The organism is Dactylosporangium salmoneum (assembly GCF_039532525.1).
GTDB lineage: Bacteria > Actinomycetota > Actinomycetes > Mycobacteriales > Micromonosporaceae > Dactylosporangium > Dactylosporangium salmoneum.
In genome coordinates this window covers 51183-64635 of the sequence record NZ_BAAARV010000110.1, presented here as the reverse complement: position 1 = coordinate 64635, position 13453 = coordinate 51183, and the positions used below count along the sequence as shown (strand labels likewise).

Below are 13453 nucleotides of genomic sequence, written 5' to 3'. Positions count from 1 at the left end.
GACCTCGGCCGCCGCGGCCCGGCCGGCGGTGCGGCCCGAGAAGAGGCATCCACCGAGGAAGGTGCCCTCGAGGGAGTTGTACCCGTGCATGCCCCCGCCACCGAAGCCGGCCACCTCGCCGGCCGCGTAGACGCCGGGCAGCGGGCTGCCGTCGGCCCGCAACACCCGGCCCGACAGGTCCGTCTCCAGGCCGCCGAGGGTCTTGCGGGTGAGGATGTTCAGCCGGACCGCGATCAACGGGCCCGCCTTCGGGTCGAGCAGGCGGTGCGGGGTGGCCACGCGGATGAGCTTGTCGCCGCGGTACGACCGCGCGCCCCGGACCGCCGTGATCTGCGCGTCCTTGGCGAACCCGTTGACCAGCTCGCGGTCGCGGGCCTCGACGGTGCCCCGGATCGCGGCGGCGTCCAGCGGCACGCCGGGCTCCAGCGTCTGCATCCCGGCCACCAGCTCGTCCAGCGTGGACGCGACCACGAAGTCCTCGCCGTGCTGCTTGAACGCCTCGACCGGCCCGGGCGCGCCCTTCTTCACCCGCTGCAGCACCTGCCGGACGCTCTTGCCGGTCAGGTCCGGGTTCTGCTCGGAGCCCGACAGCGCGAACTCCTTCTCGATGATCTTCTGGGTGAGGATGAACCAGCTGTAGTCGTACCCGGTCGCCATGATGTGCCGCAGGGTGCTCAGCGTGTCGAAGCCCGGGAAGCACGGCGCGGGCAGCCGCTTGCCGGTCGCGTCCAGCCACAGCGACGACGGCCCGGGCAGGATCCGGATGCCGTGGTTGGGCCAGACCGGGTCCCAGTTGCGCAGCCCCTCGGTGTAGTGCCACATCCGGTCCGGGTTGATGATCCGGCCCCCGGCCGCCTCGGTGATGCCGAGCATCCGCCCGTCCACGTGGGCGGGCACGCCGGCCACCATGCGCCGCGGGGGCGTGCCGAGCCGGGCCGGCCACGCCTTGCGCACCAGGTCGTGGTCGCCGCCGATGCCGCCCGACGTGACGATGACCGCCTGGGCCGACAGCTCGAACTCGCCGGCCGCGGTCCGGGAGCTCGTCTGTCCGCGCAGGACGGCGCTGGGCTCCAGGATCGTCCCCCGGACCACGCCGCCGGGCAGCAGCTCGTCCACGCGATGGCGGAAGCGCAGCTGGACGCGGTCGGTGGCGCGGACCCGCCGTACGAACGGCTCGACCACGCCCGGACCGGTGCCCCACGTGATGTGGAAGCGCGGCACCGAGTTGCCGTGGCCGTCGGCCGGTCCGCCGCCCCGCTCGGCCCACCCGACCACCGGGAACAGCCGGTGCCCCATGGCCCGCAGCCAGGCCCGCTTCTCGCCCGCGGCGAAGTGCACGTAGGCCTCGGCCCAGCGGCGCGGCCACAGGTCCTCGTCCCGGTCGAACTGGGCGCTGCCCAGCCAGTCCTGCCAGGCCAGCTCGGCCGAGTCGCGGATGCCCATCCGGCGCTGCTCGGGCGAGTCGACCAGGAACAGCCCGCCGAACGACCAGAACGCCTGCCCGCCGAGGCTCTGCTCGGGCTCCTGGTCCAGCAGGATCACCCGCTTGCCCGCGTCGGCCACCTCGGCCGCGGCCACCAGCCCGGCCAGGCCGGCCCCGACGACGATCACATCCGCATCCACCCGACCAGGCTAGGCACCCGCATGCCAAAATCGTTGGTGCCTTCGCCACAACCTGCGCCGGACTTTGTCACCGCGGTGACAAGAACCCACCTTCAGGCCCTGCATCCGGTACTGCTGGAGCGCGTCCTCGCCACCGTCCGCGACGCGATGCGCACCCAGGGTCGGTCGCTGTCCGGCGGCCAGGGCCACGGCCTGACCCTCGGCGTGGAGACCGCCGTGGCGACCTTCACCTCCGGCGCCGACCTGGACCCCACCCTCGCCGTCTTCGCCGGCCTGGGGCGCACGGAGTACCGCGAGGGCCACCGCGTCGACGCCCTCCGCTCGATCCTGATGCTGGGCGCCCAGACGCTGTGGTCGGCGCTGGTCGAGCACCCGGGCCCGGCCGAGCCACCGGAGCTGTACGTCATCGCCGCCGCCCTCTTCGGCTACGTCGACGCCCTGGCCGGCGCCGCCGCCGAGGGCTACCTGGACGAGCAGCGCGACGCCGCCCAGGACTGGGCCCGCCTGCGCCGCCGGCTCATCACCCTGCTGATCCAGCCCGACCCCCCGTCCGACGCCGCCCTGCTGGCCGCCGCCGAGGCCGCCCGCTGGCCGCTGCCACCCAGCCTGTGCGCGGTGAGCATCGAGGGCACCGACGCCGAGCACCTGGCCCGCGCGGCCGGCGGCGGCGCGATCGCCACCGTCATCGACGGCGCCACCCGCCTGCTGACCCCCGCTGGTCTCAACTTGCCTCGTGTCTTGTCCGGCCGCCGAGCCGCGATTGGCCCCATGGTGCCGCTTTCAGGGGCCCGCCAGTCGTACCGCATCTCCCGCAAGGCCCTGGAGCTGCAGCAGTCCGCTCGCCTCCCGGACGGCGTCATCGACAGCGACGAGCACCTCCTGGCGCTGCTCCTGGCCTGGGAACCCGGCGTCGTCGACCGCCTGGCCGACCGCGTCCTGGCACCGCTGGCCGGCCAGCGCGGCCCCTTGGCCGACACCCTGCTGGCCTGGCTGCGCGCCCAGGGCCAGGTCATCCCGGCTGCCGAGGCCCTGCACACCCACCCGCAGACGGTCCGCTACCGCCTGCGCCGCCTGCGCGAGCTCTTCGGCACCGCGCTGGACGACCCGGACGCCCGCCTGGCCCTGCAGCTGGCCCTCACCGCGGCCGCTAGACGACCCGCCGGTGCGTGACGATGGTCCGCACCACCTGCTCCAGGCCGTCGTCCCAGTCCGCGGCGAGATCGGCGACGTGCAGCCCGGCGAGGGCGCTCGGCAGCGCGCGGGCGTCCAGCTCCGGGTCGACGCGCACCGGGATGATGTACACGTCGTCCTCCGCCCGCTCCTGTTGCATCCGGGCGGCGACCTTGAGCTCGACCTGGAAGAACCCGCGCTTGGCCACCGCCGTGCGGGACAGGCAGATCACCGCGAACTCGTACTCCGACAGCGTCCGCCGGATCTTGCTCTCCCAGTTCTCGCCGGGCAGCAGGTCGTGGGTGTCCTTCCACACCCGGAACCCCTGAAGGCCGAGCGCCTGGTAGATCCGTTCGGCGTCGGCCTCGTCCTCCCGGCAGTAGGACACGAAGACCCGGGCCGGCTCGATCAGCATCGCCACCTCCCGGCGCAGCTGCCCGCTCTCGCGGATGAGTTCGAGCAGCCGCCGCTTGGGGCCACCCTCGTTGGTGACGAACGCGCGGAGCGTCTCGACGAGCACCGAGGCCGTGGCGTCGTTCACGTCGTAGAGCCGGTTGAGCACCCGCGCCGCCCGCCCGGCATCGAATGCCTCGAGCCCGTCGCCGGTGCGCAGCCGGTGGATGAACCAGCCGCCCTGGAGATTGGCCCGCCACGGGTCGATGAGCATGACGGCGAGAATCTCGGCGAGCAGCTCGATGTCGTCGTCCTCGGTCGCCCCGGCCACCAGCCGGGTGAACGCCTTCCGGCGGTGGCCGGGCTGACCGTACCCGTACCGCAACAGCTCGTCGAAGTCCGCCGCGACGATGCCGACGCCGCCGTGGGTTTCCTCGATCCGGCGCCTGAGCCCGCTCCAGTCCTGGTCGATGATGCGGTCGTCGGCGTCCCAGACCAGCCCCTTGTCGTACCCGGCAAGCTTGCGTAACCGCCCGACCTCGGCGACCAGCCGGGGCAAATCCAGCGCGGCCTGCGCGACGTACTCGGCCAGGTCCTGCCCGAACGACGTGCCGGCCCGCACGAGCACCTCTTGGGAATCGCGCTGGACCACGAAGCCGGCCTCGTCGAGCCGATGCACCCGCCACGCCTGGCGGTGCCCGGCCACCGCCCCCACATCCCGGGCCCGCGCCTCGATCGCGGCAAGCTCCTCGTCACTCAACCCGCCGCTCACGCCAGATAGTCCGTTTCTGTGGGCTGCCAAGGATGCCGCACCACGGCAACCGGAATGGGGTCTCTTGGCGGGCGCAGAATTCTCAGGAGCCGACCGAGCTCGGCCGGGTCGAGCGCGTCCCATCCCTCCGGAAGGTCGTCGAACGTCAGGGCGCCCGCCAGCTCGACCACCTTCGGGTCAGGATCCGCAGCGGCCGCAGCGGCCCGCAGGCGCAGACGGGCGGCCAGGGAGCCGTGATAGAGACTCGGGTCGCACAGCCGGCGCATCTCGTGCAGGAACCGCGGCTCGCCGGCGACGAGACTGGCGACGACATCAAGGTCGAGCTCGTCGGACGAGGCCACCCGCAGGGTCCAGTCGATGACCTCGCACCAGTCGTCGAACTCCAATCTGACCGTGCGGGTCCGCAGAACCCGCCACACGAACGAGACGCCCTTCCGGACTTCCTCCGGGTCGACGCCGGCGGTCGACTCGATCAGCCTGATCACCGCGCCGGCGGGGACGGGCGAGAGCAACACCGGGAGCAGCGCGATGATGATGGCGTCGCTCCAGCTCGATCCCGGCGGGCTCACGAGCGAACCCGTCGCCGCGTGGCCGTAGTTGAGCGTGCGCAACAGGGCGAGGTCGGCGGTCAGATCGGCGTGCAGGACGTCGTTCGGAAAGTCCTCCGGCCACGGCGCCCGCGCCAGGGCGTCGCCGGTGCGCATCACCATCCGTATGGTGGCCTGCCAGCCGGCCGGGTCGAGTGCGGCCCGCCAGAGGTTGACCGTGCTCGACCAGGAGGCATTCAGGTCCTCGGCCTCCGGCAACAGCTGCGCCAGCGGCACCGAGGTGGCGAATGCCGTGCTCAGCAAGACCAGGTTCGCCGAGTAGGCGGCCATCGCGCGGGCGTGGTCGATCGGCAGCGGGCGGTAGCCGGCGTGGCGGGCGCTCGGGCGGCGGGATCGATAGCCGGACATCAGGACGCTCAGCAGGCGCGGGATGTCGCGGCGGTCCCGCTCGGGCAGGCCGAAGTACTGGTCGCGGATGAACTCCAGCGTGGGCGGGCTGGTGGCGAGCGACTGGTGGCTCAGCAGGGCGAAGAGGAGGTCGTCGTCGGGCTCGTACGGGCCGTAGCGGCCACCGAACGCGCGCTCCGCCGTTTCGACCAGCACGTCGAGGACCCGGCGGGCGACCAGGTACTCGCCGAAGGTGGCGTGCAGGAACTCGTAGGCTCGGTGCGTGGCGTCGCGGTTCGTCGCCTCGGCGACGTGCACGAAGAAGAACTCGCCGAGCAGGCGACGGCCCGGGGCGCTGTCGCCCAGGACGTCGACGCGGGCCATGCCCAGGTTGACCAGGTCGGCGGCCAGCTCGGCGCCGGTGATGTCCTGGCGGCCCCGGTTGAACATGGCCAACGCCGCGGTCGAGAGCCGGTCGAGCAGCTGCCGCACCGCCTCGGTGCGGGCGTACGGGTGCGGGGGGTCCGCGCGGTTGTCGACCTCGCGGGCGGCGAAGACGTCGAAGAGCCGGCGGTACAGCTCGGTGATCGAGACGTCGTGCTCCAGCTCGGGCACGCTCGGGTCGGCGGCGTACAGCGCGAGCATCAGCAGCAGCAACGGCTGGCGGGACAGCTCCGGCCGGCGAAGCGCAGCGGCCGGGCTCAGCGCTCGCACCGTGCCGGCCACGATCGCGGCGGTGTTGGCCCGGTTCCATTCGGCCAGCCAGGCCTCGACCTGGGCGTCGTCGAACGCTTCCAGCTTGATGACGGTGGTGCCGTGCGGGATGTCGATGCGGTCCGCGACCACCGTGCGGGAGGTGACCACGACGATGGCCGGGCGGTCCTGGGCCAGCTCGTTGGCCTGGAACTCGGAGACCTCGTGCAGGTAGCCGGTCCGGTCGTCGGGGGTGGCCCGTAGGAGCTCGTCGAGCCCGTCGAGCAGCACGATCCGGGTGGTGTCGAGGCTCTGCTCCACCAGCGGCCGCCACTGCACCGCGTCGTTGGTGGCGATGTCGAGCGCGGACTGGATCTGCTGCAGGATTCGGCCGTTGGCCGGGACGGCGCGCAGCGGCACCCGGACGACCGTGTACGCCTCGGGCGGCAGCCGCGCCGCGAGCACCTTCGTCAGCAGCGACTTGCCGGCGCCGGGGTGGCCGAGCAGCAGGAGCGGCCGCTCGGCCGCCTCGGCGGTGAGCAGGTGCACGGCGAGGCAGACGTCGAGGTCGTGGCGCACCGGCTGACCGTCCCACCAGCGCTCGTCGCCCGGCCGGTCCAGGTTTCCGGGGCTGGTCAGGCAGATGCGGTATCGCGGGTTGAGATGGATGTCGTCGAGGCGTGGGAAACAAAGGTCGGCCGGGCCCGACTCGGTCCGGGCGAGCATGATGGGCCGGTCGAGCTCGGCCTGGTTGCGCCGGCTCAGGACATGACGGAGGTCGCGAGGCTTACCAGTGCGCGCCAATACCCGCCGCAGGAGTATCTCCAGGCGCGCCATGCCCTGGGTCGTCGCCGGGCCTTCCTCGGTGCGTGCCCACAAGCGGAACTCCGGGACGCTGGCGGCGAGCTCCAGGTAGCGAGCCACGTAGAGTGAGTGAGTCTGAGCGACGGAGTCGCGGCTCACGAGGGGGCCGTTCATGCCTTCCGTCCCAGCCGCACGGAAGCACCAGGCCGTGAACCAGAGGGAGTGCTCGTCGAATCCGATCGCGGCGGACGGGACCGGAACGGAGAGGGACAGCAGCTTCGGACCCGGGGGAGTCAACGGCATGGTCGACATGGCCTCGAGATACGAGCTGACGACGATGACCGTGTGCGCGGCGGCCACCAGTTCGGCACGCTCGAACGGGGTGGCGGCCTTCAGCAGGTCGGGCAGCCGGTCGAGCGCGCCGTCCAGGTTGTCGGGCGTCGGCCAATCCAGGATCTTCAGTGCTCCGCGGAGGGTCTGCGGGTCACGGCGCATCGGCCTAGTTTGGGGCACCGCGAGTTGGAGCGGGGTCGGGCGAAAGGGTGTTCAGCAGTGGGACCAGGCGGCGTTCCTCGTAGGTAAAGTGGGACTCCATCACGGCTCGCAGGGTGGCCAGCTCCGTCTCCGTCGGGTTGGCGGCCACCCGCCGGATCAGGTCGGCCAGCTGCTCGTGGTCGCGGCGCAGCTCGGCCACCAAGGGGCGCAGGTCCGGGTAGTGCGCCTCCAGGTACGGGAACAGGGACTGTTCCTCGCCGTCGTGGTGGCGTTGCAAGGCGGAGCAGAAGGCCAGGCAGTGGAGCGCCAAATTTCCGCGGATGTCGCTCAAATCGGACAAGGCCAGGCGGAGGCGTTGGTGGAGGTCGATCAGTTGGTTGCCCAGGGCCATGAGGCGCGGGGTCGGGTCTGACAAGGGGATTCCCTCGAGTACCGCGCCTCCATGCCCTCGGCGGACGAAATGCCGGGTACACCGCGACGCTGAACCCGATATTACTAGAAGCATGGACGCCTACGATGCCCCGCTCAACGCCGCCGTCGTGCATGCCCGGGAGTGGCTCTCGTCGCTGGGGGGACGGTCCGTGCCGCCGCGGGCCGATGCCGACGCGATCGGGGAGGTGGTCGGCGGGCCGCTCAGCGACGACGGGGAGGAGGCGGCCGCCGTGGTCGAGCGGCTGGCCCGGGAGGCCGAGCCGGGGCTCATGGCGATGCCGTCGGGGAGGTTCTACGGGTGGGTGATCGGCGGGACGCTGCCGGCCGCCCTCGGGGCCGACTGGCTGGTGAGCGCGTGGGACCAGAACGCGGCCATGCGGTTCCCGACGCCGGCGGTGGCGGCGCTCGAGGAGGCGGCCGGGCGGTGGATCGTCGAGCTGCTCGGGCTGCCGCAAGGCTCGGACGTCGGGTTCGTCACCGGGGCCACGATGGCGAACTTCACCGGGCTGGCGGCGGCGCGCCGGCACGTGCTGGCCGGGCGCGGCTGGGACTTCGACAGGGACGGGCTCGCCGGGGCGCCCCGGATTCGGGTGCTGGTCGGGCAGGAGCGGCACGACACGCTCGATCTGGCGCTCCGGTACCTCGGGCTCGGCGCCCCGACGCCCGTCGCCGCCGATGCGCAGGGCCGGATCCGGCTCGACGCGCTGGAGGCGGAGCTCCAGCGAAGCGATGGTCCGGTCATCGTGTGCCTCCAGGCGGGGAACGTCCATAGTGGAGCGTTCGATCCCGTCGGGGCGGCCACGGAGCTGGCGCACCGGCATGGGGCCTGGGTGCACGTCGACGGGGCGTTCGGGCTCTGGGCGGCCGCGTCGCCGAGGACGCGGCACCATCTCGACGGGCTCGCCACGGCCGACTCCTGGGCCACCGATGCGCACAAGACGCTGAATGTGCCGTACGACTGCGGGATCGTCATCGTGAAGGAGCCGAGCGCGCTGCGGGCGGCGATGGGGGTTCAGGCGAGCTATCTCATCGAGCCAGCCGGGCCCGGCGGGCCGGCCGACCCGCTGGAGAAGGTGCCGGAGCTCTCCCGCCGGGCGCGCGGGGTGCCGGTCTGGGCGGCGCTGCGCTCGCTCGGGCGCAACGGGGTGGTGGATCTGGTCGACCGGCTGGCGGGGCATGCCCGGGCGCTGGCGGAGGGGATCGCGGCGATCGACGGGGCCGAGGTGCTCAACGACGTCGTGTTCACCCAGGTGTGCGCGAGCTTCGGGGACGACGCGCGCACGGCGGCGGTGACCGAGGCACTGCTGCGGGACGGCACCGCGTGGATGTCGGGCTCGCGCTGGCGCGGGCGCAGCGTGCTGCGGGTGTCGGTCAGCAACTGGTCCACATCGGACGGTGACGTGGCGGCGTCGCTCGAGGCGCTGCGCCGGGCCGCGCGTCAGGCGGCGTAGGCGGCCATCGCGTCGAGGATCCGCTCGATGCCGAAGCCCGCCGGCATGGGTGAGGGGTCGCTCAGGAAGGACGCGTAGTCGGGGCAGCCGGCCGACTCCAGCAGCGGCGCGAGCGAGCCGGCCAGCTCGCCCGAGTCGACCGGGACGGCGGCCATGTCGCGCATGACGGTGGCCACGTGGCGGGTGTGGCCGTCCAGCAGCATCGCGAACTCCATGCGGGCGGCCACCGGCAGGCCGGTGGGGCGGGTGGCCTGCAGGAAGGCCTCGGTCCAGCGGACCACGTTGCGGGTGAAGGGCGCGCGGATCTGCACGTCCAGCAGCCACGGTCGGGTGGCGTAGCGGTGGATGAGCGCGTCCGCCCATGCGCGGGCGGCGGTGCGCCAGTCCCCGGCGAGCGGCGCCGGGTCGCCGCAGCCGGCGTCGTAGACGAGCACGAGGAGCTCTTCCTTCGAGGCGACGTGGCGGTACAGCGCGTTCTGCGTCACCCCCACCTCGCGCGCCACCCGTGGCATGGAGAGTCCGGCCAGGCCCTCGGCGTCGGCCAGCGCGACGCCGGCGGCGACGATGCCGGCGAGGTCGATGGTGGGGCGCCGCCCACGGGCGGGCGCGGCGGAGCGGGCCCCGCCGGAGACGTCGGGCGTCCAGGAGGCGAGCAGTCCGGGCGTGCGATCAAGCATTGACTCAGTCTGCCATCCCGTTTAGTGTAAGGCTTACACAAAATCGAAATGGGGGACCGAGTCATGCGGGTTGGCCGCGCCGTCGGATGCTTCTTCGCTGCCTATGCGATCGTCACCGTGCTGGCCGGGACGAGCACGCTCGTCTATGCCGGCGTCAACCACACCGAGGCGGCCGACGCCGCCGCCGTGAGCCCCGTGCTGTCGCCGTCGTTCACCGCGACCGTGCCCTTCCACGTGCTCATCATGGTGCTGGTCTTCACGCCCTTCGCGGCGCTCTACTGGCGGAAGGGGGCCCGCGCTGACCGGGTTCGCGAGACGCTGCTGCTGTCGGTGCTGTGGATCGTCTCGGCGATGGTGGTCGACTTCGTGGGCTTCGTGCTGATCAAGAACCCGTGGTCGCTGACGCCGCACCAGTTCTATGTGGACTATCAGCCGTGGATCACGCTCATCTACGCGGCCATCTTCGCCAGTCCCTGGCTGTGGCTCGGTATCACGAGCGTGCGCCGCGCGAACTACGGCAGCAGCGCGATCTCGCCGCGGGTGTGACGGCGGCGTCGCGTAGGTAGGTGGCCGCGGCCATCAACTCGGCCGTTGGGGCCAGTGTCTACTGTGGATGCGGACCGCGTGGCCGGAGCGGCGCCTCGGTTCAGCTGTCGGGGGCTCCGTTCAGGCGGCGCGCGGCCGCGCGCAGGGTGGACAGCGTGCGGCTGAGGGTCCGCAGGGCGGACGGGGAGGCGGCGGCGAAGTACTCGGCCAGCGCGGCGTCGAAGACCTCGTCGGCCTCCGCGACCGCCGCCGCGCCGGCCGACGTCAGTTCCACAATGGACGATCGCCGGTCGTCCGGGTTGGGGCGGCGCGCGCACAGCCGCTGGGCCACCATCCGGTCCACCGCCTGGCTCGCCCCGCCGATGGTGATCCCGAGGGCGTCGGCGACGTCGTTGATCCGGCAGCCCGGGGTGCGCCGCACGACCTGCAGCACGTTGAGGCCGCCGAGCGGCACCGCGCCGGCGCGCCGCAGCCGGGCGTCCAACCCATTGCGGAGATCGGTCTCGAACCGCACCAGGTCGTCGAAGACGCGCCTCAGCTCCGTCACGAAACTTACATTACTACTAATGTTGTTAGGATCGCCAAGATGTTTCGAAACCCTTTTCCCGCAACGGAATCCTTCCGATCTTCAATCTCCGGGGGTATGTTCGCGCCGATAACAAACCCCTGCCCCGACGGAAGGCGTCGAGGATGTCCAAGACACTCCGGGTGCTGGCGGCCGCCGCCATGGCCGCCCTGCTCACCACTACTACCGCCGCATGCAGCAAGACCCGCTCCACCGATAACGCGCCCGCCGACAGCGGCCCTGCTCTGGTCGGCATCGCCATGCCGACGCGCAGCCTCGAGCGCTGGAACAACGACGGCGCGCACCTCGAGGACCTGCTGAAGAAGGCTGGCTACAAGACGTCGCTGCAGTATGCCGACAACAAGGTCGACCAGCAGATCACCCAGCTCCAGAACATGATCAACGACAAGGCGAAGATCCTGGTCATCGCCTCGATCGACGGCACGGCGCTCGCCCCCGTGCTGCAGACCGCGGCCGACAAGAAGATCAAGGTCATCGCGTACGACCGGCTCATCAACTCCACCCCGAACGTGGACTACTACGCCACGTTCGACAACTACAAGGTCGGGCAGCTGCAGGGGCAGTTCATCGTCTCCAAGCTCGGGCTCGACCAGGGCAAGGGGCCGTTCAACCTCGAACCCTTCGCCGGCTCGTCCGACGACAACAACGCCAAGTTCTTCTTCGCCGGGGCCTGGGACGTGCTCAAGCAGTACGTCGACTCCGGCAAGCTGGTGATCCCCTCCGGCAAGAAGCTGCCGAACGACGACGCGTGGAAGACCGTCTCCATCAACGGCTGGAAGTCTGAGGGCGCCCAGGCCGAGATGGACAACCGGCTCAACTCGTTCTACACCGGGGGCAAGAAGGTCGACGTCGTGCTCTCGCCCAACGACTCGCTTGCCCTGGGCATCGCGCAGTCGCTGGACTCGCACGGGTACAAGCCCGGCGCCGACTGGCCGATCCTGACCGGGCAGGACGGCGACCTGGCCAACACCAAGAACATCCTGGCCGGCAAGCAGTCGATGACGGTCTGGAAGGACACCCGGACCCTGGGCGACCAGGTGGCCAAGATGGTCGACGCGATCACCAAGGGCACGGCCGTCGAGACCAACGACACGAAGACGTACAACAACGGCGTGAAGGTCGTTCCCTCGTACCTGCTGCCGCCGGTCGTGGTCACGAAGGACGACGTGAAGTCGAAGCTCGTCGACTCCGGCTTCCTCAAGGCCTCCGACCTGGGCCTGTAGGGGCCGCGCCGATGAGCCTGCTCGAAATGGCCGGCATCACCAAGACGTTCCCGGGGGTGCAGGCGCTGCGGGACGTCACGATGAGCGTCGCGCGCGGCGAGGTGCACGCCGTGTGCGGCGAGAACGGTGCCGGCAAGTCCACCCTGATGAAGATCCTTTCCGGGGTGTACCCCCACGGCAGCTACGACGGCGAGATCGTCTTCGACGGCGAGCCGTGCCGTTTCCGCTCCATCCGCGACTCCGAGCACCGCGGGATCGTCATCATCCACCAGGAACTGGCGCTGAGCCCGCACCTGTCGATCGCCGAGAACATCTTCCTCGGCAACGAGCAGGCCCGCCGGGGGGTCGTGAACTGGCCCCGGACCAACCGGCGGGCCGCGGAGCTGCTGGCCCGGGTCGGGCTGCGCGAGGCGCCGGACACCCCGGTCCTCGGCCTCGGCGTGGGCCAGCAGCAGCTGATCGAGATCGCCAAGGCGCTGGCCAAGGAGGTCCGGCTGCTCATCCTCGACGAGCCGACGGCGGCGCTCAACGACGCCGACTCGGCGCACCTGCTCGACCTGATCCGCCAACTGCAGGGCCAGGGGATCACCTCGATCATCATCTCGCACAAGCTCAACGAGATCGCCGCCATCGCCGACACCACCACCGTGCTGCGCGACGGGCAGACGGTGGCCACGTTCGACATGCGCGGCGCCGAGCCGGTGCCGGAGGACCGGATCATCCGGGCCATGGTCGGGCGGGACCTGGCCCACCGGTTTCCGCGGCACACGCCGAGCGTCGGCGCGGAGGTGCTGCGCATCGAGGACTGGACCGTCCACCACCCGGTCGACCGCGGCCGGGTGGTGGTCGACCGGGCCGCCCTGAGCGTGCGTGGCGGGGAGATCGTCGGCCTCGCCGGGCTCATGGGCGCCGGCCGCACCGAGCTCGCGATGAGCGTCTTCGGCCACAGCTACGGCGCCGCCATCTCCGGCCGGCTGTACCTGCACGGGCAGGAGGTCCGCGTCCGCTCCGTCCCCGACGCGATCGCGCACGGGATCGCCTACGCCACCGAGGACCGCAAACGCTACGGCCTCAACCTCATCGAGGACATCAAGCGCAACGTCACCGCGGCCAAGCTCGAGGCGGTGGCCCGCTTCGGCGTGGTCGACGCCGGCCTCGAGGTGCACCGGGCCGAGCGGCTGCGCCTGGAGATGCGGGTGAAGGCCGACAGCGTGGCCGTGCTCACCGGCAAGCTCTCCGGCGGCAACCAGCAGAAGGTCGTGCTCAGCAAGTGGCTCTTCACCGCGCCCGAGGTGCTCATCCTCGACGAGCCGACCCGCGGCATCGACGTCGGCGCGAAGTACGAGATCTACGAGATCGTCAACGCCCTCGCCGACGCCGGCAAGGCGGTTCTGGTGATCTCCTCCGAGCTGCCGGAGCTGCTCGGCATCTGCGACCGGATCTACGCGATGAGCCAGGGCCGGATCACCGGCGAGGTGCCCCGCGCCGAGGCGACCCAGGAGGGCCTGATGCGGCTCATGACGATCGAACGTAACGGGGCCGCCGCATGACCGGTCCGCAGCACAGCGAAGGGGCCGCTCACCAGGGGGCTCAGTTGGTCGCGCCGTCGCCGGAGCGAACTGGGGGCGGGGGCGCGAGCGGTCCGAAGCGAAG

General features: G+C 71.5%; 11 protein-coding genes. 5 read left to right on the top strand and 6 right to left on the bottom strand.

Going from position 1 to position 13453, the window contains the following annotated elements:
* Nucleotides 1-1623: FAD-binding dehydrogenase (locus ABD352_RS50280; RefSeq protein WP_344619771.1), on the bottom strand; the 1623-nt coding region annotated here is incomplete at its 3' end.
* Nucleotides 1624-1698: 75 nt separating this feature from the next.
* Here ABD352_RS50280 and ABD352_RS50275 point away from each other — a divergent pair.
* Nucleotides 1699-2793 carry an RsbRD N-terminal domain-containing protein gene (locus tag ABD352_RS50275; protein WP_344619770.1) on the top strand — a complete coding sequence of 365 codons (1095 nt, stop codon included), beginning with the start codon at nucleotides 1699-1701 and terminating at the stop codon, nucleotides 2791-2793.
* On the opposite strand, the gene ABD352_RS50270 is transcribed toward ABD352_RS50275, so the two are convergent.
* The 3 genes from ABD352_RS50270 to ABD352_RS50260 are packed head-to-tail and all read right to left on the bottom strand — an operon-like array spanning nucleotide 2771 to nucleotide 7300.
* Nucleotides 2771-3958 carry a toll/interleukin-1 receptor domain-containing protein gene (locus ABD352_RS50270; RefSeq protein ID WP_344619769.1) on the bottom strand — a complete coding sequence of 396 codons (1188 nt, stop codon included), beginning with the start codon at nucleotides 3956-3958 and terminating at the stop codon, nucleotides 2771-2773. The two genes, ABD352_RS50275 and ABD352_RS50270, sit on opposite strands and share 23 nt — an antisense overlap.
* Nucleotides 3955-6885, bottom strand: a complete 2931-nt coding sequence (locus ABD352_RS50265; RefSeq protein WP_344619768.1) for an NACHT domain-containing protein — start codon at nucleotides 6883-6885, stop codon at nucleotides 3955-3957. Before ABD352_RS50265 ends, ABD352_RS50270 begins: the two co-directional genes overlap by 4 nt.
* A gap of 4 nt (nucleotides 6886-6889) precedes the next feature.
* The gene (locus ABD352_RS50260; protein ID WP_344619767.1) at nucleotides 6890-7300 is read right to left on the bottom strand and encodes a hemerythrin domain-containing protein; all 411 of its coding nucleotides are present in this window, start codon (nucleotides 7298-7300) and stop codon (nucleotides 6890-6892) included.
* Nucleotides 7301-7388: 88 nt separating this feature from the next.
* On the opposite strand from ABD352_RS50260, the gene ABD352_RS50255 reads away from it, so the two are divergent.
* The gene (locus tag ABD352_RS50255) at nucleotides 7389-8768 is read left to right on the top strand and encodes a pyridoxal phosphate-dependent decarboxylase family protein (protein WP_344619766.1); all 1380 of its coding nucleotides are present in this window, start codon (nucleotides 7389-7391) and stop codon (nucleotides 8766-8768) included.
* Here the strand turns inward: ABD352_RS50255 and ABD352_RS50250 are convergent.
* Nucleotides 8756-9445, bottom strand: coding sequence for a TetR/AcrR family transcriptional regulator (locus ABD352_RS50250; RefSeq protein ID WP_344619765.1), 690 nt, complete (start codon nucleotides 9443-9445; stop codon nucleotides 8756-8758). The two genes, ABD352_RS50255 and ABD352_RS50250, sit on opposite strands and share 13 nt — an antisense overlap.
* Nucleotides 9446-9508: 63 nt before the next feature.
* Between ABD352_RS50250 and ABD352_RS50245 the strand changes: the two genes are divergently transcribed.
* On the top strand, nucleotides 9509-9991 hold the full coding sequence (locus ABD352_RS50245; protein WP_344619764.1) for a hypothetical protein: 483 nt from the start codon (nucleotides 9509-9511) through the stop codon (nucleotides 9989-9991).
* 100 nt (nucleotides 9992-10091) lie between these two features.
* Here the strand turns inward: ABD352_RS50245 and ABD352_RS50240 are convergent, their stop codons facing one another.
* Entirely contained in the window at nucleotides 10092-10538 is a 447-nt protein-coding gene (locus tag ABD352_RS50240; RefSeq protein WP_344619763.1) for a MarR family winged helix-turn-helix transcriptional regulator, read from the bottom strand.
* Between the two features lie 143 nt (nucleotides 10539-10681).
* On the opposite strand from ABD352_RS50240, the gene chvE reads away from it, so the two are divergent.
* Both chvE and mmsA read left to right on the top strand, forming a co-directional pair.
* Complete coding sequence (gene chvE / locus ABD352_RS50235) at nucleotides 10682-11800, top strand: multiple monosaccharide ABC transporter substrate-binding protein (protein ID WP_344619762.1); 1119 nt, start codon at nucleotides 10682-10684, stop codon at nucleotides 11798-11800.
* An 11-nt stretch (nucleotides 11801-11811) separates the two neighbouring features.
* On the top strand, nucleotides 11812-13350 hold the full coding sequence (gene mmsA / locus ABD352_RS50230; RefSeq protein WP_344619761.1) for a multiple monosaccharide ABC transporter ATP-binding protein: 1539 nt from the start codon (nucleotides 11812-11814) through the stop codon (nucleotides 13348-13350).
* The last annotated feature ends 103 nt before the right edge of the window (nucleotides 13351-13453 follow it).

Excerpts from the sequence above, each read along its gene's own strand:
- ABD352_RS50255 (WP_344619766.1), top strand. The coding sequence starts at position 7,389 with ATGGACGCCTACGATGCCCCGCTCAACGCCGCCGTCGTGCATGCCCGG.
- chvE (WP_344619762.1), top strand. The coding sequence starts at position 10,682 with ATGTCCAAGACACTCCGGGTGCTGGCGGCCGCCGCCATGGCCGCCCTG.
- mmsA (WP_344619761.1), top strand. The coding sequence starts at position 11,812 with ATGAGCCTGCTCGAAATGGCCGGCATCACCAAGACGTTCCCGGGGGTG.
- ABD352_RS50265 (WP_344619768.1), bottom strand. The coding sequence starts at position 6,885 with ATGCGCCGTGACCCGCAGACCCTCCGCGGAGCACTGAAGATCCTGGAT.
- ABD352_RS50250 (WP_344619765.1), bottom strand. The coding sequence starts at position 9,445 with ATGCTTGATCGCACGCCCGGACTGCTCGCCTCCTGGACGCCCGACGTC.
- ABD352_RS50245 (WP_344619764.1), top strand. The coding sequence starts at position 9,509 with ATGCGGGTTGGCCGCGCCGTCGGATGCTTCTTCGCTGCCTATGCGATC.